The organism is Pseudoalteromonas sp. G5_S1_14_S5, from assembly GCF_054968605.1.
In genome coordinates, this window is the sequence record NZ_JBQKUM010000088.1 from 1 (window position 1) to 18326 (window position 18326).

The following is an 18326-nucleotide window of genomic DNA, read 5'->3' on the forward strand; positions in this document are numbered from 1 at the left end:
ATCTTACTAATAACAAATAAAGCCAGTTGGTAGATATCAACTGGCTTTTAATTACTTGCAGGCTAAGGGATGTTTTATTCAATATCTGATACACAAATACTAGCGTTAGTTACCCAGTCTCCTTCGTCATAGCTTCCACCAAAGATATTCATGTTTTTACTAATATGACTGTTCTCTTCTTTTCCATGATCCGTGGTCCAATATTCAAGTCCACCATTACCGACTGGCCAGCCAAAAGCGTTACCAACATCACCTATAGTCGATTGAATAGTTTGTAATTCTTCTTCTGTAGCTAGCCTTTTCCCCGAATCTGTACAACGAGTAACAGAATCCTGCCATGTACCGACACCCCACCAAAAATCATTTTCATAATGATTGTGGGACCCATCTGGATTTAACATTAACTCAGATAAGCTGTATTTATGCTTTCCTAAGGTAAATGTTTTATTAAAATCGATGTTAGTGAGATTGATAATGTTACTTGTTACTTTTGTTTTGTTGTCACCGATGGCAAATATAGCCGCTGAGCTTTGGTTATGCGAAATAGCAAGTACAGTACTGCCAAATAAGTAAAAAGCTTCCTCTTCTTGATCTAACTGCCATTTGACATTATCTGTGATATCTAATGAAACAGTATCATGCGAATCATTGATAGTGTACTCTCCTATAGCCCTATAAGTTCGAATTTTATTATATGGAACGGTATTTATATCTGGGTAGCTAGGGTAGTTATGTATTTCTGAAATTGTAATGCTTTTAAGTTTTCCCGCAACAACGTTAAATTCTTTCGATATATTATAATCTTTACCATTAATTTCTGCAGTGATGGATATGTTGTTAGACTCTTTTATTGGCACGAAACTATTATGCCCCGTCTGTTTTATAACTTCCTCATCTGAACTTGACCAGTCCACAAAGGACGTAATATCAGCTGTTATTTTATTGTCAACTTTTTCATTACTTGTATAATGGCCGATTGCGGAAAGTGAAAATTCAACATTGTTAACCAAATTATTTGTACCAGTAATTTCAATATATTCCAATGTAGAATCAGAAATTGTCATTTCTTGTGGATTACTTTCGATATCAAACATTCTTGCAGATATAGTAGCTTTGCTTTTTCCTACTCCACTATCAGCAGTAAAAAGATTGTTACCCTCAGCATTATTGAATACATCTGGTGCACTTGAGACCCATCTTACATCTTTTGTGATATCAATATGTTTTACCTGTTCATCTCTTGGACCTTGATAGACACCCACTGCAGTAAACTCTAGGCTTGTTCCGTACAAAGCGCTACTTAATTGAGTTGTCTTCTCAGAGTTAGTGGTTGGGCTAATAATAATCTCTTTTAGCATCGCATCGCTTATTTCTAACGAAACACTATTACTTGTAAAACCATCAAAATTAGCTGATAGAGCTGTGATATCTGCAATATCACCTATAGCTTTGAAGCGATTTTTTTCAGATGAGCTTTGCGAAAAACTTCTGTTATCTAGAGCCCATGAAACATAACTTGTACCATCACGTTTTGAACGGTCACTCCACTCCACGATACAATCAAGTGTTATCGAGGTTCCATTTGGCACATAAACCATTTGGTTATTATCAAAATCTATTGTTTTGACCCGAGGTGAAATTGTAATCGCGACAGGCTCTAATATAGATAGTGACCAAGTCGCACTAATATTGGTTGTTTTTGCTATAATAGTTGTTTGTCCGCTTTGAAGTGTCTTTAATTGTGCTGGTTTATCAAAGCTGGCGAACTCAGGTTCACTACTGACCCACTCTACTGATGATGTGATATCACTAGTACTATTATCATCATAATACCCGATTGCTTTAAATTTTAACGTTGTATCTAATAAAGCCTCGTTAGAGTCTAGGATATTATTTTTAGAGACTTCTTCGATGGTGATCTTCTCTAATCTCTTTGTTTGTGAATCATCCTTGCTATCACCGCCCCCGCCCCCGCCCCCGCATGCAGTTAATGATGGGATTATAATGAATAAAATAAAAATTAATGAAATCGACTTCTTAATATTATTTTTTATTTGCTGTGAAAACATATGATAAATAACACCTCATTGATAAATTAGAAGTGTAAATTGTACAATTCACAACTTTTTACAAGTAACAAGATAGAGACAATAAATAGCAAAAAGAGGACATGTTTCTTTTAATGTGAAATGTTGTTAATGGAAGTGTAGAGTATTGTTTACATGGCATTGAAAACATAACTATTACTGATAGCTCTCATTGGAATGATTTGTGTTTCTTAACACCAGTTCTATGTTTCGCTGAGTGGTGTTCAAAAATCAGATTGCATATCGTGCTGTTTTTTCTCTAGATTGTCTTGGATACGTATTTCTACTTCCGACACTCAACCTTGATCTAATTGTTCTGGTGTCGTAGAAGCTGTGCGCTCTTTTTGATCAAGGATCCACTCTTAAAGCAGGCTACTTTAAATCTTTTAGAAGGGATGTCGCTGCGATTATTTATGGGGATAACTTCACATAGTAATAGGTTTTATTCATATTTGGGGGAGGGGTTTTACTATAACTGAGTTAACGTCCTGACTATTGGAGATTTATAAATTTAGTCGTCAATAACTTGAATCCAAGAAAGAGCGAAACCCATTATGTGGAAGTAAGGTGTTATGTAAGGGGCGCTAATTGTAAAAGCTCGTATCTGAGCGAGCCATAGGTCATAAAAAGGTAAGAAAAAACAGCCTAAGTAGCTGCTTTTTTTGTTTTTAATAACTAAAAGTTCACTCGCGAGTTAGCTGGCAAGTTTAGCTTCAACTTGGCCTAAAGCGCGTTGGTACATGAACCATGCGCAGGTTCCGGCGAACACGTTACCTATCATAGCACCCCAGAATAGGCCTTCAATTCCAACAAGCTGAGAGCCAATCCATAAACAGGGCAAGAAGAAAGCGAACAGACGCAATGCTGAAATCGTTAATGCGGTGTAAGACTTACCTAGGGCGTTCGAAACCGACACCATCAGCATGCAAATACCCAGAGGACCAAGGCTGATTGGGACAATCATGAGGTGATAATTTAGGATTGTGGTTACTTCACTATCGCTGGTCATCAATCCTGCTAATCCGCTTGAGAATACCCACGTAACAAGCGCAATCACGACTTGAAAACCAAGTACAAAGGTTGCTGCGATCTTAATCAAGCTGCGAATGTCAGTCAGGTTCTTTTCTCCCAACATACGGCCAACCATTGGCGGCATAGACATCGTTAATGCGAGCACCGCAACAATCGAGAAAAACTCAAAACGAGAGCCAAGTGCCCAAGCCGCAACGGCAGCCGTACCGTAGCCTGCCAGTAGTTTAGTCGCCAACATAGAGGAGACTGGTGGCAGCAATTGGCTCACCATCGCAGGCCCCATGATGTTGCCAATCGAGCGAACACTCTTGCCGATATCAAGGTCGTGGCAGTCGAACGTCATCCAGTTTTTTTTGGTTACTTTGGGCGCCACGATAAAGATGCCTGTACCGAACGCCAAAATCGTCGCAATCGCTGCACCGTTGATGCCCATGTCGAGCGTAAAGATGAAGATTGGGTCCAATATAAGGTTAATGATGCTGGTTGCGATCATCATAGAGCCGGGCAGCATAGTATTACCGTTGGCACGACACACACTGTAGTAAAAGTAGAGTAGTGCACCTGTCCAAGAGCTGATTAACCAATAGAGCCAGTAAGAGTCAATGATCGGCAATACGCTTGCTGGTGCGTCGAGCAGTTGTAAAATTGTGCCGCGAAGCAGATAAATGATGATGGAAAAAAGTGCGACACTTACGCTTCCCATTGCGATCACAAGCCCACCTAACTGCTTAGCGTAGCGCACTTCGTTAGCACCAATTGCACGCGCAATGACTGCTGTGGTCGCGATGCCCAACCCGACTTGAATACCGATGATGATCATCTGGATAGGCAGTGTGAAGCCTTGAACAGCGAGCGGTAGTACACCTAGCTGACCAATGAAGGCACTGTCTACAAGTTGGAAGCTCATTAGAGAAAGTACCCCAAACAGCATTGGCCACGTCATGGTATAGAGTTGTCGGCCAAGCGAAGGCGAGGGAGTTGCGGTAGTAGAATTCATATTACTCTTTTTGGTTTTGAAGGTAGACGCAAAGCGGTAGCGTCGAGCTGTGAAGAATTGCGTAAAGGATAACGTAAGGTCAGCACGATACCAATCATTGTTGCCGGAACTCGTTATATTGCTTAACCCTGCGGTTGATAGAATTGGCGCATTTTGTTCTGCCACTTTATGGAAGTTCCTCTCAAACCTTATTTATCTTATAGGGTTATCCTTAATGGCTAATGTAATTATCAAATCCATATACCGATATCGTGAAGAGAAAAAGGATTAAGAGTCCGGCAATAAAGAATGAACTGCGTATTGCAGAGAGAGCTAAGATATGCCGACCACAGAGCCTTATTAAAATAGTAAAAGGCAAAAGCCAGTCGTAATGACTGGCTTTGTTCGTATTTCGATTAGAGAAGGTTACTTGCTAGCAACGTAGCCTAGCTTCAACCATGTATCGATAACCGTATCTGGGTTTAGGGATACAGAGCTGATGCCTTGTTCCATTAACCACTCAGCTAGATCATCATGGTCAGATGGGCCTTGACCACAAATACCTACGTATTTACCCGCTTTGGTTGCTGCGTCGATAGCCATTTTGAGCATTGCTTTCACAGCTGGGTTACGCTCATCGAATAGGTGAGCAACATCACCAGAGTCACGGTCTAGCCCAAGCGTTAGCTGAGTCATATCGTTTGAGCCGATAGAGAATCCATCGAAGTACTTCAAGAACTCTTCAGCCAAAATCGCATTCGACGGCAGCTCACACATCATGATGACTTTCAGACCTTGCTCGCCACGGCGCAGGTCGAATTTGGCCAGAATGTCGATAACCGAAGCTGCTTCACTTGGCGTACGAACGAATGGAATCATGATTTCAACGTTCTTAAGACCCATTTCGTTGCGAACACGTTTGATCGCTTGAGTTTCTAGCTCGAAACAGTCTTCGAATACAGGCGAGATGTAACGAGATGCACCACGGAAGCCCAGCATTGGGTTCTCTTCATGTGGTTCGAACTCTTTGCCACCGACTAGGTTGCTGTACTCGTTCGACTTGAAGTCAGACATACGTACGATCACACGCTTAGGCCAGAATGCAGAAGCGATGGTCGCGATGCCCTCTGTTAGTTTGCCTACGTAGAAATCGATAGGATCTTTGTAACCACGAATACGCTGTGTGATTTCAGCTTTAAGCTCATCAGACTGTGCGTCAAAGTTAAGCAGTGCTTTCGGGTGAATACCGATCATTTTGTTGATGATGAACTCTAGACGAGCAAGGCCGACGCCTTCGTTTGGAATCTGCGCGAAATCGAAAGCACGATCTGGATTACCCACGTTCATCATCACTTTAGTCGGTAGCAATGGTAGCTCATCAACCTCAGAACGTTTAATTTCGAACTCTAGCTCACCTTGGTACACGTAGCCAGTTTCGCCTTCTGAACATGACACTGTCACGGTCGCACCATCTTCAAGGTTGCTTGTTGCGCTACCACAGCCAACGATTGCTGGAATACCTAGCTCACGAGCGATGATTGCTGCGTGACAAGTACGACCGCCACGGTTTGTAACAATCGCAGAGGCTTTCTTCATAACAGGTTCCCAATCTGGGTCTGTCATGTCTGTTACTAGTACATCGCCTTCTTGAACCAGTGACATTTGGTCTAGTGAGTCAACCAAACGAACTGGACCTGAGCCGATACGTTGACCGATAGCTCGGCCTTCAACTAGTACATCTGCCTTGTTGTTGAGCTCGTAACGCTCGATAACGTTTTGGTCGCTTTGAGAACATACTGTCTCTGGGCGAGCTTGAACGATGTAAAGTTTGCCATCGATGCCATCTTTCGCCCACTCAATGTCCATCGGACGTTGGTAGTGCTTCTCGATGATCATCGCTTGTTTTGCCAGCTCTTTGATCTCTTCGTCGTTCAGTGAGAATTGATTACGCTCTTGCTCATCCGTATCAATGATGTCGACTTGCTTACCGATCTCTTGGTTGGTTGAGTAGATCATCTTGATCAACTTGGAACCAAAGGTTTTCTTCACGATAGGCTGGTGGCCTGCTTCTAGCATTGGCTTGTGCACGTAGAACTCATCTGGGTTCACAGCACCTTGAACCACCATTTCACCTAGGCCCCAAGAAGAGGTGATGAATACGACTTGGTCGAAGCCTGACTCTGTATCAAGGGTGAACATTACACCGGAAGACGCTTTGTCTGAACGAACCATGCGCTGGATACCCGCAGACAATGAAATGCCGCGGTGGTCAAAGCCTTGGTGTACACGGTAAGAGATAGCGCGGTCGTTAAACAGTGACGCATAAACGTGCTTAGTCGCCTCAAGTACCGCATCAATCCCTTTCACGTTAAGGAAAGTTTCTTGTTGGCCTGCGAAAGAAGCATCTGGAAGGTCTTCTGCGGTTGCAGATGAACGTACAGCTACAGACAATTCTTCGTTGTCTTCGATTAGCTCACGGTAGTTATCACGGATGTCTTGCTCTAGTGATTCTGGGAAAGGGGCATCTAGAACCCATTGTCGAATCGTTGCACCTGTCTTACGCAGAGCTTCAACGTCTTCAACATCAAGTTCGTCAAGTAATTGGTGAATGCGCTCATCAAGACCTTTGTAGTCAAGAAAGTCATTAAACGCATGAGAGGTGGTAGCAAAACCATTTGGTACAGAAACACCAGCATTGGATAGGTTAGAAACCATCTCGCCCAGTGAAGCGTTCTTACCGCCGACTTTGTCGACATCTTCCATGGATAGGCCATTGAACCATAGGGTATTATTTTGCATTTATTTCTCCAGAAACATAGCAAGCATTGTAGGGGTTTAAAGGCAAACGATTACGTGTCAGTTAAAAAAAATGTAAATTATTTTTAAAAGCTGTGGGAGACGTAATAGTCAGCAGGGTTTTGTTATATATATTATGGTTACCATCCTACTCAAAATAATTTTAAACATTAAATAAAAAATGCAAATTGATATTCAAAGTCGTGATGTATTCTATGTTTCTGATGGAACGGCCATAACATGTGAGACTTTAGGGCATGTTGTTCTAGGTCAATTTCCCTTCAAAGCCAATGAGAAAACTTTTCCGTTTGTTGAAAGTGAGGACAAACTTTCTGATTTATTAAAAGAGATCGACACTTCGTATCGTGAGAGTGGCCAGCAACCTTTAGTGTTCTTTTCGATTGTGATTCCTGAAATCAAAGCGAAGTTGCTTGAAGCGCCAGCTCATTGCTATGACGTGTTGGAAAGTATTGTTCAGAAGGTACAAGATGACATCCATATGGCGCCGACACCTAAGCTTCAACGTTCACGCAGTGTAAACAAGGACTCGGTGAAGTATTTCGACCGTATTGCCGCAATTGAATACACGCTTGCACACGATGATGGCATTACGCTTAAAGGTCTAGAGGAAGCCGACATCATCTTACTGGGTGTGTCTCGAAGTGGTAAAACCCCAACCAGTTTGTACATGGCGATGCAGTTTGGTCTACGCGTAGCGAACTATCCATTTATCCATGATGATTTAGCGCGACTAAAGCTGCTGCCGGAGTTTGAGATATACCGACATAAGTTGTTCGGTTTAACCATTGATGCAGAAAGGCTGACTGAAATCCGCGAGAACCGTTTAGCGGGCAGTGAGTACGCGAGTGACTCACAGTGTTTGTATGAGCTACAAACTGTGGAGGCGATGTTTCGTAGAGAGGCAGTGCCGTACATCAATACCTCATCGTTATCGGTTGAAGAGATTTCTACCCGTATCCTAGAGAGAACAGGTTTACGACGTCGTTTGCTGTAGTAACAAGAGATTGGTTTAGCAAAAGGCTTGGTCAGATAGAAATAATGGGCAGCTAAAAGAAAATCGAAGCTAACAGGATAGATACCTGAGAGCTTCGATTTTTTGTTTGTGCTCGTTGCTATCGCACTAGCGAAGCAGAGACAGCTTTAGCGTTTCACTCTGCTTTTCCAGCCAACGTTCTAGCGCTGGTGGCCATGTGATGCTTGGCTCAACGCAGAAGCCACACAACATAGAGAAGTACACTGCTTGATCGATAAGAGGCAGCGAAGACTCACCGTTTTCTAAGTTCAGTAGTAGCTCTGCATCTTTCAGAAGCGGGTTAATCTGTTCAACAAACTGCGGTGTTTGCTCAATCAGCTTGTCGAAGTTGAGTTCTTCGGTTTCTTTGGCTGCGCGCCATGCTTCTTTGCTTGCTGGTGATTGGTACTCGGCAAGGTCCAGTTTCCACCAACGTGGTAGACCAATGCGCTGGCTTAGCGGAAATGCGCGAGTTTGGAACAGGGTTACTTGCTCTGATGGCTCACGCTGCTCGTCGCTAGATTTCAAATCCATGAAGTAAGCGATGATATCTAGGCTTTCAGCCATGATAGAGCCATCGTCTTTTTGTAATACAGGTACCATCTTTTTACCGATTAAATCGATAAGGGTTTGGGCATCATCATAATCCACAGAAACAAGTTCGATGTTTAAGCCTAGAGATTGAGCGATGTAGGCGACTCGTGCACAGAAAGGGCAGTGGTCGTAAATATAAAGCTTCATAGCTTCCCTCAGTTCATGATCATTGTAAGTATAAGATGATGCTAATGTACCAGAAACTTCTGTAAACACTAAACATTAATAGAGAGTGCGTATTAACCGGCAATAAGTGCGTGGTGTCGTTACGCTTTGACTCACTCTAATGCAGAAGAGTAAAATCAGCCAAGGCCTCAATTTTGTTACTTTTAGCAGAGTGACTACTAAAAGAGCAGAGTGGCTAGACTATGCTTTTTTAAGATCTTGCATTAGATAAGTAAGTGGCATTGCGCCTTCTACTGTTGTAACGTGAACGTAGTAACCACCAGCACTTAGACCAGTTACTACCATTTCACCAAGTTCAACACCTTTTGTTGCTACAACGCGATCGTCAACTGAAAACACTTTACATACCTTCAATAAATTAAATAACTACGATAGATATCGAACGCGGATTTAATCAGATAGCCCTTCAATCAACTAATCCGGTTATTTGTCGTAAGGATTAAATTTAGTTATGCATAAAATGATACGTCAATAAAGTCAGAGTGTTAGAGTGGTGGTCTGTATTATTTATCTGCAGGATAAACGACACCAACCTGTTGACGCATCTTTGTAATTAACTTGGCAACGGTTAATGAGCGCTGTTTTGCGTCGGTTTGTGTGGTGTGATCGCCACCAATGCAATTAGTAAAGGCTTGTGCTTCGTAACTCATTGAGTTTTCGCTTTGCACTTGAGTGAGATTTTCAATGCTTCCATCACGGTAGCGGATCTTAACGCTGGTGCATTCTGCGATGTGATCAATGATGATCGCACCTTGCTCACCTTGGATCTCACTCGGTGCGTAAGAGTCGCTGACCTTAGAGTGTGCAAGGATCACGTCAAACTTAGGGTATTGGAAGATGGCACAGCCATGCGCATCTACGCCTGATTCCAGCAGTTTTGCAGATGCCTGGGCGTTATCAGGTTCACCAAACAGCGCTACCGTTGCTGCAACGCAATAGAAGCCAATATCGACTAGTGAACCATTGGAGAAATTCGGGTTGAAAGTATTTGGGTTTTCACCATTCAAGTACTTCTGGTAACGCGATGAATACTGGCAGTAGTTGATGTGCGCTTTATGTACCTTGCCGATTTTCTCTAACCCAAGTTGGACTTGTTTAAAGTTAGGCAGGAATTGAGATTTGTACGCCTCAAACAGTACCACACCGTTTTTCTCGGCGACTTCAAACATGCGTGTTGCTTCCGTGATATTCGATGCAACAGGCTTCTCACAGATGACGTGCTTACCATGCTCCATCATCAGAATCGACTGCTCACAGTGCAGCGAATTGGGTGAGGCGATGTACACCGCTTCAACCGTATTGTCGTTGGCTAACGCGTCGAGTGAGTCATGTGTGGTTTTAACGCCGAATTCTTGTGCGAACTGTGCCGCGCTGCCTAGGTTTCGTGAATAAACGGCAGTTAACTGCATTGATTGCGATTCATGTGCAGCTTGAACGAATTTTTGTGTAATCCAATTGGTTCCAATTACAGCAAACTTAATCATAGTGGTATCCGATACTTAGGGTCTGCGAAGATACTAGCACTCAAAGGTAGATGTTGTGTTCGAGATTTGCGGAACAATTTCCTTAAACTTAGTGCCTAATATTAAATGTAATCTTCTCTCGAAGGGCTGAGTCGACCAGTGAAACGGTGCACATTTCAGGCATTTTTGCTAAGGTGTTATTGAATTCAAACAAGGTGATGATATGCAAATTCGGACTGCGAAGGTAACTGACATTAACGCGATTTTAGCGCTCTCTGATCAGATAAATCGTCAACATCATCTTGGCGCGCCTATGGTTTTCGCGCCGCCATCACAGAGCAATGCAGACAGTGAGGAGTACTGGCTGGGCTTAATGATTGACCCGACTGGGGCCTTCCTTGTCGCTGTTGAACAGGATGAAGTACTTGGCTTTCTTGCGGGTAAGGTGACGCAGAACAAAGGCGTGAGTTTTATCCAATCACACAAGGTAGCAAGAGTGAACACCATTGTGGTGAATGACCAAATTCAGAGTAAAGGCGTAGGTCGAGCATTGATGAAGTCATTCAATCAATGGGCGCAAGTTCAGGGGGCGATAGAGTTGAGATTAGAGGTGATGGAATTTAATCAACAAGCTCAAAGCTTTTATGAGTCCCTAGGAATGGAGACTCAGTCTCGAATCATGTCGATGCGTTTTGAGGAAATATAAGGGTGCGTCCGTTTTTATCGTTATCACCATGCTTATCATTGGTGACTTCGCTTACACACGCCGAGAAGGTCGTTGTTGAGAAAATAGTGTCTGACGCTACCGCTATTGAAACCATTGTCTTTGAGTTAGCACCAGCTCATTCACAACGCATCTCAACTTCATTTCCTAACTCTACTGACACGTCAAAATCAAAGCATATGATTGATGTAGATGAGGCGCTGGGTGAGGACCAATCCACTAAATTGCTCAGCTGGAGCAAGGGTCATCGCAACGCTTACTTAAAGCTTTTGATCAAGCTTCATTACTGGAACCCTACATGGCACGAGATTCTTTTTCTGAAATCGATCCCCTGTTGCAAGTGGTGACCTTAGTGAAAGTCGATAAATCGAAATGCAGAATGTACCTACTCAAAGGGGGTGAGGTGGTACAAGAGTTTCGTATCACTTTTGGTAAGGAACCGAAAGGGCATAAACGCTTTGAAAGGGATAACCGAACGCCATAAGGGGGAATGCAAACTCGACTATATTATGGAGCGCTCTGAGTTTTATCGTTCGGCATACGTTAACTATCCGCGCTCCTCTGATAGACAGTGGGCTGAAGAGAATGATGTTGACCTAGGGGTAACATCAAAATTCATAGTATTAAAAATGGTGAGCGCCTTTCGCCAGGTTTTATCTAAAGTTTCGATTGGACCGACGGCTGTATTGCATTAACCAACCAAGATATGGATGAGTTTATTCAACTGGTCAAAATGGGCACCCCTATCAATATCGAATGGTAGGTTTTGGTACCCATATTCCTATCAGAAATTAGGCCGTTCGTTACAACAGAACTCGACCTGCACAGAAAAACGCAATCACGATGAGCAGCCCGATAGTCACAGGCTTAAATTTCTCGCCACCAAATCTTTGGAACAGTTTCGAACCCACATAGCCACCAAACATACTGCTTGGTAACAGTGCCAGTGTTAGCCAAACCACATCACGATCGACGAGCCCTGCAATGGATGCAGAAACAAAGGCACTCGAATCAGCCAATACAAAGAAGGCAATCAACCCAGCTCTGGCGACGTGCGGAGCCACAGGGCTCGCCAATGCGTGGGTGCCAATTGGTGGACCAGACATAGAAGCCGCACCATTCATTATTCCAGCAAGGCTTCCTAGGATATAGGGAGCAAATCTTGGTTCACTTTTATATTGAAAGCCTCGGAAGATCATAAGTGCAGATGCAAAGATAAAGGCGCTGATGATCAAGATAATGGTGTCTTGGCTAACTGATTTGAGCAAAAGCAGGCCAACAGGTGTGAACAGAAGGCAAGGGATAAATACCTTGACTACCCAGCGCCAATTGACATGTTTTTTGACCTTAGGCAGTAATTGAACGTTACCCAGTAGGTCGATAAGCATGAACACAGGAACAAGCTTAATAACCGGTACGAACAACGCACTTAAAGGCAATGCGACTAAGGTGAAACCGAAGCCTGAGAAGCCACGAACGATTGCGGCAAAAACGAAGACTGCACCCAAAATTGGGAAAGTTGGACTAAGAATGAGATCCATAAATTAAGTAACCAATAAAGCTGCCTAAATAGTGCGAGCTAATGAAACCAAGTGAGCAGCGGAATGTACTCCTACTCACTTGTGTTTGCTACTTAATTTTGAGGTTTATCGTGGTAAATTTTAACGCCTTAAACGTTTACTACTTTGGTATTTATCCGGTCAATTTCTCGCGCTAATTCTATCTGGAAAATCAGTGAATATCGCATCGACGGTGGATAGGAATTTGAACTGAGACGGATCATTGACGGTGTAGCACCATGTTTGAATGTTTGCTTCTGCAAGCGTATCGAGATCATCCTGATTGACGTTTTCGTAATTCATATGACAACTGAACGCTTTCACTTGATCAATAAGCAGAAGATCATCTTGAGAGAGCTGCTCTGTGAGCACACCAACGCGGTATCTTGGTAAGTGATGAGCCATTTCTGCAACAACCTCATGGCTAAAACTTGAGAGCAGTAATCTGTCGGTGTCTATGTTTGAGCGGATCAGCTCGCTGTGCAGAAGATCAACGACATGAGGAGCTTGGTGTCGGCTATCGACTTTTATCTCTAGGTTAACGCTGAGGCTATGTTCTTCAACAAGTTCAAGTAAATCGCTAAGTGTGAGTATTCTTTCTCCTTCGAACTGTTCAGACTTCCAACTGCCAAAATCAAGCTGACGCAGCTCCGCTAGTGTGTGTTCATCAACACGGCCCTTGCCATCACTACAGCGTTCGAGAGTGTGGTCGTGGCATACCACAAGTTCATGATCCTGAGTTTGTTGGATATCGACTTCAATCCATTTCAAGCCCAGCTTAGCGGCTTGCTCAATACTTGCTTTGGTGTTTTCTGGGTGAGTACCCGCGACACCACGGTGACCTACGATGATAGACGACATAATTATTCCTTCTTGAATGCGCATCGTAAATATCTATTAAATATCAGTTTTCCCGAATACGCCAGAGTAATTGCTGTACAAGAGTCTCTACATAGGATTCGGCTCATAAAAGTGATATTTTCCTCTTAGTACTCCCTCAATGCCACCACTTCTTCATGAGTTAAGAAGTCATCCCAAACAAAGTAGCCGTGGGTAGAAAGAGCATCGAATAGTTGGTTCACGTATAGCACTCAGACAATAAATTAGAGGCGCATATATAGTCCTAATAAGTCAGGTCAACAAATCACGTATTTTATCGTCACGATAAAAGTGCGGAAGAGCATGGTACTTTGATGTAATTTTCCATTTAACAAATTTGTTACAAATAAATCTGAGTTTGCTATGGTATAGGTCTGACCAGTTGGTTTGTCTCAAGGAGTGGGTTTGCAGCTGCATACCATTAAAGGTTACATCCAAGACATGTATTTGGTGGAGTACCCGGATAAATTATTGTTGCTCGATGGCGCATGTCGAGCTGATATTCCGCATTTGAAGGCTTTTATTGAAACCGAACTTATGCGTGATTTTTCTGATCTTCACACGGTTGTGGTGACACACATGCACCCCGATCACGCAGGGGCTGCGCACAAGCTCAGAAAGCTAACGAACTGTCATTTGGTTGCTGCAAACCGAGACAAAGATTGGTATCACGGTATCGACGGTATCTTGATGCATCTGACCGACCTGGCATTGGCACGATGGATGGCGAATCGCTTAGGGAAGCCTAAAGCAAACCTTTGGTATTCGAGGAAGTTAAAGCCGGATTACAAGCTATCGGATGGTGATAGCATTCCGGGCTTTGATGATTGGTTGATTTTGGAAACGCCGGGGCACACCGACAGAGATCTCTCTGTTTATTCTCCATCACACAGCGTCGCCTATGTGGCTGACTTGATGGTAGAGGTCAAAAACAAGCTCATTCCGCCTTTCCCCATCTTCCACCCTAATAAGTATCGTGATTCTGTGTCACGCATTTATGACATGCAGATAGACACGCTGTTGGTGGCGCATGGCGGGCAAGTGGAACTCGATCAGAAAGCGTTTGACCATTTGTTGATGAGTGCACCAAGAAGACCTGTGACGCATTGGCGGGTAACCAAAGTTAAAACCAAGAAACTGCTGCTCTCTATTTGGCGTTTTGTTTTCAAATTCATGGCAAATTTAAGAAATAGGTGAGCACACCTAGACAATACAAAACAATAAGGCTAGTCATGAGACTGTCCTTATATCGTTGTGACGAGCTTTAGTTATAACCTGTGGAGCGGTTACGATGGCTCAGATTCGTGAGTCAGCAGGAATTCGCCCGCTGGATCAACAATCACTTTGTCACTCATGCCTTGGCGACCAAGCAACATCAAGTAAGTCATGTCTTGACGGTTGCTTAGCGTGATATCGATAGGCCATTGTTGGCCACCAATTCTTAGCATAGTTTCAATCACGCAACGGTGCTCAACTTCGCCGTTAGATGATTTGATTTTCTTACTTGTTTTCAGCTTCGCCTTGCAGCGCACCGTCTCTTCTAGGTGATAAACATCTGGGTGAAGGTCGAATTCTACGAATTTTTCACCATTTGATTTAACACATAGTAGATTGTCTACGTGTAGAGAAGAGGTTTTAGCCCCTGTATCAACACGTGTATGTAGTCCAGTTATCCCCAACTCTGGTAAGCAAAGTGCTTCGGTATTCCCTATGATCATTTTATTGTTCATTTTCTTTCCAATCATGAGTTATCGGTATTCAATCAGCCCTTGCCACGAGTACGGTTAGCGTTTGGTTTTGCATTCTTCTCGATGAACTCGAAAATCATGTCTGCTACATCTTTACCCGTTGCTTTCTCGATGCCTTCTAGGCCTGGAGAAGAGTTCACTTCCATTACTACTGGGCCGTTCTTAGATTGTAGAATATCTACACCACATAGGTTTAATCCCATGATTTTCGCTGCATTGATTGCTGTCGCGCGCTCTGCTTTGGTTAGTTTAACCAGCTGAGCCGTGCCGCCACGGTGCAGGTTCGAGCGGAATTCACCCTCACTAGCTTGACGCTTCATTGCAGCAATTACTTTGTTACCAACAACAAAACAACGGATGTCTGCGCCATTTGCTTCTTCAATGAACTCTTGAACCAATATGTTCGCTTTTAGGCCCATGAACGCTTCGATAACGCTTTCTGCTGCTTTGTTTGTTTCTGCTAGTACAACGCCGATCCCTTGAGTGCCTTCAAGAAGCTTGATCACAAGTGGCGCGCCACCTACGTTTTTGATCAGGTCTTGAATCTTGTCTGGGCGGCTAGCGAAACCTGTTTTTGGTAAGCCAATACCTTTACGAGACAACAGTTGTAGTGAGCGCAGTTTGTCGCGAGAACGACTGATAGCGACTGACTCGTTGATACAAAAAGTGCCCATCATTTCGAATTGGCGAACAACCGCAGTTCCGTAAAAGGTAATGGAAGCACCAATACGTGGGATAACCGCGTCGTATTGAGGTAGCTCTTCACCCATGTAGCGGATCTTCGGATTGTTACTCGCGATATCTATATCACAGTGCAACGTGTCGATAACATCGACTTGATGACCACGTGCTTCTCCAGCCTGCTTTAGACGAGCGGTAGAGTATAGATTTTCATTACGAGAAAGAATTGCGATACGCATGGCGTTTCCTTAGTTAATACCTGATTGGTAACTGCAAAATTATTTAGTTGTTAGCTGAGCTTTCAGTTTTTTCTGAGGCTCCTTGTTTGCTTCGGGGCGAACCTTAAGGCTTTTTGTTTAACTAAGAAAACGAATTAAATTTGTCGAGTCGACAACGGAAATTTATCTATTGTGTGAGCTATTGGTACAGCAGGCTTGAGAGGAAGTTTTGAAAGGAAAAGCGAGTTGAGACCTAACTCATATTGGGGGTAGGAGCATATTAGGCTGTGCTCAACTCGCGTTTACTCGGTGCTAAAAAGCGTACTAATAACGCCAGTTACATAGTTCTAAAAGTGTTCGTAGTGCTTCTCTTTCGAGCTTACTGCAGGTGCTTTTTAGCTTGTTAAGATAGTATTTTCTCATGGTCATTACTCTCTCTAGTTAGGCTTTATTGACAACCTATGGTTGGTTGCTGCCCCGTTCATTATGGTTAATTAAGGGGAACTAAAAACAGATGGCATTTTTATTGTTTGTTCCTGTTTTGGTCATGTCGCACTACTTTTTGACAATTGTGTTTTATAATGGGCTTAATAAGGAAGAGCTACGTTTAAAAGGTTCATTATTTGTCTGATCTAAATATGATGCGTTACTACACGCGGCTAGAATCGTTCGAGCCAACCATTTCTCACTCCGTGACCTTAACGGAAGTGGCAGATAAGTTGTTTACAAGCTTGCGCCATGCTCGAACCCTGTTAGGCAAAATGCATCAAGCAGAATGGGTCGTGTGGGAACCAAAAGTTGTCAGGAATCAACGCTCTAACTTAACACTGCGTTTTAGCAACCCAGAATTAGCTCAGCATGTCGCGAGTAAGCTGTTAGAGCAGGGCAAGTATGAAAAAGCACTCTCGATATTGGACAATGACCGTGCTGTGTTTGGCTCTTTACTGCAAGAAACTTCCGGCGCGACCATGCGTGAAGGTCTCTTGCATGTTCAATTAACTTATAAACGCAAGTTTGAGGAACTGTTTCCACATCATATACATCGTAGTAGTGAAAGATTTTTGATCAGACAAGTATTTAGCTGTTTAGTGACATGTAATGGCAAGGGTGAACTGAAGCCAGAGTTAGCTCACCATTGGGAATATGATACTGAGCAATTGGTTTGGACTTTCTATCTTCGCCCCGGTTTGACGTTCCATGATGGGCAGCCTGTAGATGCCAAACAGCTGGTTGCTTTGTTTATTGCTTTAAAAGCTCTGCCTTTTTATCAAGCTGAGTTAGCTCATGTCTCTTCCATTTACAGTGAGCAGCCATTAAGGATCAGTTTTAAACTAACCCAAGCGGATACTGGCTTTGCGGGTTTGCTTGCTGGCGTTAAGTATTCGATTCAACCGGCAGCACAGGTGACCCGTGAGCCTTCATCATTAAACTCAACCTCTCATGTTGTGATTGGTACAGGTCCTTTCAGAGTGGTTGAAACCAACAGTGAGCGCATCAAGCTCTCGGCATTCGAACACTTTTACGGTTGTCGCTCTTTAACCGATGAGGTGACCATTTGGCAGTTTGAGGAATCGATGACTGGTAGCGCTCGATTCGATGATAGCCAGATGCAGGTGTCACCGTATGAAGATTCGGCCTGTTTTCATCAACTAGGAAAGAGCGACACCGAGTTGGTGTCTGCTGAAACAGACGGGCTCCGCAGTCGAATCGAAGACGGTTGTTTGTTTATTCTATTTAACCAAAACTCAGCGGTTAACTCGTTAAGTGATGAACAACGTAAGTACCTATCATCACTTGCCAACCCACAGGATATTTTGACGCAGCTGAAGCAAAACTAAGGCTTATTCAGTGTCTCTTTGGCTCAGAACATATTGCCAAGTTGGCGGAAGCTGTATCGAACGCCCTCTAAAGAAAGCGAGTTGCCTAAGAAATTGAGCATTGCCGTTTATAACTATTATGCCCTCTATCGATGTGCTATTTCGGTGTCAGATATTCTTAAACGACACGGTGTGGAAGTTGAGGTGAATACCTACAGTTTTCGAGAATTAGCTCAGCTTTCTCAGCGGGGTGATTTAAAAGAAGACTTGGTACTGTGTAACCTGAATCTCGACGACAATGCGCCATCCTCGTTGTTCTCGTGGTTGATGAATGATCCTGTATTGCATTCCGCGCTCGGAGAGATGAACAGTGATTGGCTCAAACAACGATTAGATCAGCACAAAGCAACGGTTGAATTACCGGATTACTTGTCTGAGTTGGAACCTATTGCATCGACACTGATTTCTAATTATTGGTTAGTCCCGATGTTCCATCACTTACAAACTGTGCGTTTCCAAGGGATTCTGAAAAA

15 protein-coding genes and 2 pseudogenes are annotated in these 18326 nt (G+C 43.3%); 7 read left to right on the plus strand and 10 right to left on the minus strand.

From position 1 onward, the window contains the following. Positions 1–74: 74 nt before the first annotated feature. From ACTRWI_RS19490 to ppsA, 3 genes are all read right to left on the minus strand, one after another. Positions 75–2069, minus strand: coding sequence for an adhesion domain-containing protein (locus ACTRWI_RS19490; protein ID WP_499133427.1), 1995 nt, complete (start codon positions 2067–2069; stop codon positions 75–77). A 712-nt stretch (positions 2070–2781) separates the two neighbouring features. Further along, complete coding sequence (locus ACTRWI_RS19495; protein WP_499133428.1) at positions 2782–4281, minus strand: MATE family efflux transporter; 1500 nt, start codon at positions 4279–4281, stop codon at positions 2782–2784. A 240-nt stretch (positions 4282–4521) separates the two neighbouring features. After that, on the minus strand, positions 4522–6894 hold the full coding sequence (gene ppsA, locus ACTRWI_RS19500) for a phosphoenolpyruvate synthase (RefSeq protein ID WP_499133429.1): 2373 nt from the start codon (positions 6892–6894) through the stop codon (positions 4522–4524). A 178-nt stretch (positions 6895–7072) separates the two neighbouring features. On the opposite strand from ppsA, the gene ppsR reads away from it, so the two are divergent. After that, positions 7073–7906 carry a posphoenolpyruvate synthetase regulatory kinase/phosphorylase PpsR gene (gene ppsR / locus ACTRWI_RS19505; RefSeq protein ID WP_061031316.1) on the plus strand — a complete coding sequence of 278 codons (834 nt, stop codon included), beginning with the start codon at positions 7073–7075 and terminating at the stop codon, positions 7904–7906. Positions 7907–8032: 126 nt separating this feature from the next. On the opposite strand, the gene grxB is transcribed toward ppsR, so the two are convergent. The 3 genes from grxB to ACTRWI_RS19520 form a co-directional block, all read right to left on the minus strand. Continuing rightward, positions 8033–8665, minus strand: coding sequence for a glutaredoxin 2 (grxB, locus tag ACTRWI_RS19510; RefSeq protein WP_499133430.1), 633 nt, complete (start codon positions 8663–8665; stop codon positions 8033–8035). Positions 8666–8884: 219 nt separating this feature from the next. Continuing rightward, positions 8885–9043 carry a hypothetical protein gene (locus tag ACTRWI_RS19515; RefSeq protein ID WP_499133431.1) on the minus strand — a complete coding sequence of 53 codons (159 nt, stop codon included), beginning with the start codon at positions 9041–9043 and terminating at the stop codon, positions 8885–8887. A gap of 164 nt (positions 9044–9207) precedes the next feature. Continuing rightward, positions 9208–10188: a Gfo/Idh/MocA family protein gene (locus ACTRWI_RS19520; RefSeq protein WP_499133432.1), complete on the minus strand. Its 981-nt coding sequence runs from the start codon at positions 10186–10188 to the stop codon at positions 9208–9210. Between the two features lie 202 nt (positions 10189–10390). On the opposite strand from ACTRWI_RS19520, the gene ACTRWI_RS19525 reads away from it, so the two are divergent. The 3 genes and pseudogenes from ACTRWI_RS19525 to ACTRWI_RS19535 form a co-directional block, all read left to right on the plus strand. Beyond that, positions 10391–10873, plus strand: a complete 483-nt coding sequence (locus tag ACTRWI_RS19525) for a GNAT family N-acetyltransferase (protein WP_499133433.1) — start codon at positions 10391–10393, stop codon at positions 10871–10873. Positions 10874–11189: 316 nt separating this feature from the next. Beyond that, complete coding sequence (locus ACTRWI_RS19530; protein ID WP_499133434.1) at positions 11190–11375, plus strand: hypothetical protein; 186 nt, start codon at positions 11190–11192, stop codon at positions 11373–11375. 192 nt (positions 11376–11567) lie between these two features. Further along, a pseudogene (locus ACTRWI_RS19535) lies at positions 11568–11654 on the plus strand (L,D-transpeptidase family protein); the annotation flags it as partial. Between the two features lie 40 nt (positions 11655–11694). On the opposite strand, the gene ACTRWI_RS19540 reads toward ACTRWI_RS19535, so the two are convergent. Beyond that, complete coding sequence (locus ACTRWI_RS19540; protein ID WP_499133435.1) at positions 11695–12432, minus strand: sulfite exporter TauE/SafE family protein; 738 nt, start codon at positions 12430–12432, stop codon at positions 11695–11697. A 159-nt stretch (positions 12433–12591) separates the two neighbouring features. Next, positions 12592–13311 carry a glycerophosphodiester phosphodiesterase family protein gene (locus ACTRWI_RS19545; protein WP_499133436.1) on the minus strand — a complete coding sequence of 240 codons (720 nt, stop codon included), beginning with the start codon at positions 13309–13311 and terminating at the stop codon, positions 12592–12594. Between the two features lie 423 nt (positions 13312–13734). Here ACTRWI_RS19545 and ACTRWI_RS19550 point away from each other — a divergent pair, with 423 nt between their 5' ends. Next, a complete protein-coding gene (locus tag ACTRWI_RS19550) occupies positions 13735–14526 on the plus strand; it encodes an MBL fold metallo-hydrolase (RefSeq protein WP_499133437.1) in 792 nt (263 codons plus the stop codon). Positions 14527–14615: 89 nt separating this feature from the next. On the opposite strand, the gene ACTRWI_RS19555 is transcribed toward ACTRWI_RS19550, so the two are convergent. Together ACTRWI_RS19555 and rimK are read right to left on the minus strand one after the other, a co-directional pair. Then, positions 14616–15059, minus strand: a complete 444-nt coding sequence (locus ACTRWI_RS19555; RefSeq protein WP_499133438.1) for an ATP-dependent zinc protease family protein — start codon at positions 15057–15059, stop codon at positions 14616–14618. Between the two features lie 32 nt (positions 15060–15091). After that, complete coding sequence (gene rimK, locus ACTRWI_RS19560) at positions 15092–15997, minus strand: 30S ribosomal protein S6--L-glutamate ligase (RefSeq protein WP_499133439.1); 906 nt, start codon at positions 15995–15997, stop codon at positions 15092–15094. A gap of 602 nt (positions 15998–16599) precedes the next feature. On the opposite strand from rimK, the gene ACTRWI_RS19565 reads away from it, so the two are divergent. Both ACTRWI_RS19565 and ACTRWI_RS19570 read left to right on the plus strand, forming a co-directional pair. Then, positions 16600–17814, plus strand: a complete 1215-nt coding sequence (locus ACTRWI_RS19565) for an SgrR family transcriptional regulator (protein WP_499133440.1) — start codon at positions 16600–16602, stop codon at positions 17812–17814. A gap of 81 nt (positions 17815–17895) precedes the next feature. Further along, positions 17896–18326 (plus strand): annotated as a pseudogene (locus ACTRWI_RS19570) (peptide-binding protein); the annotation flags it as partial.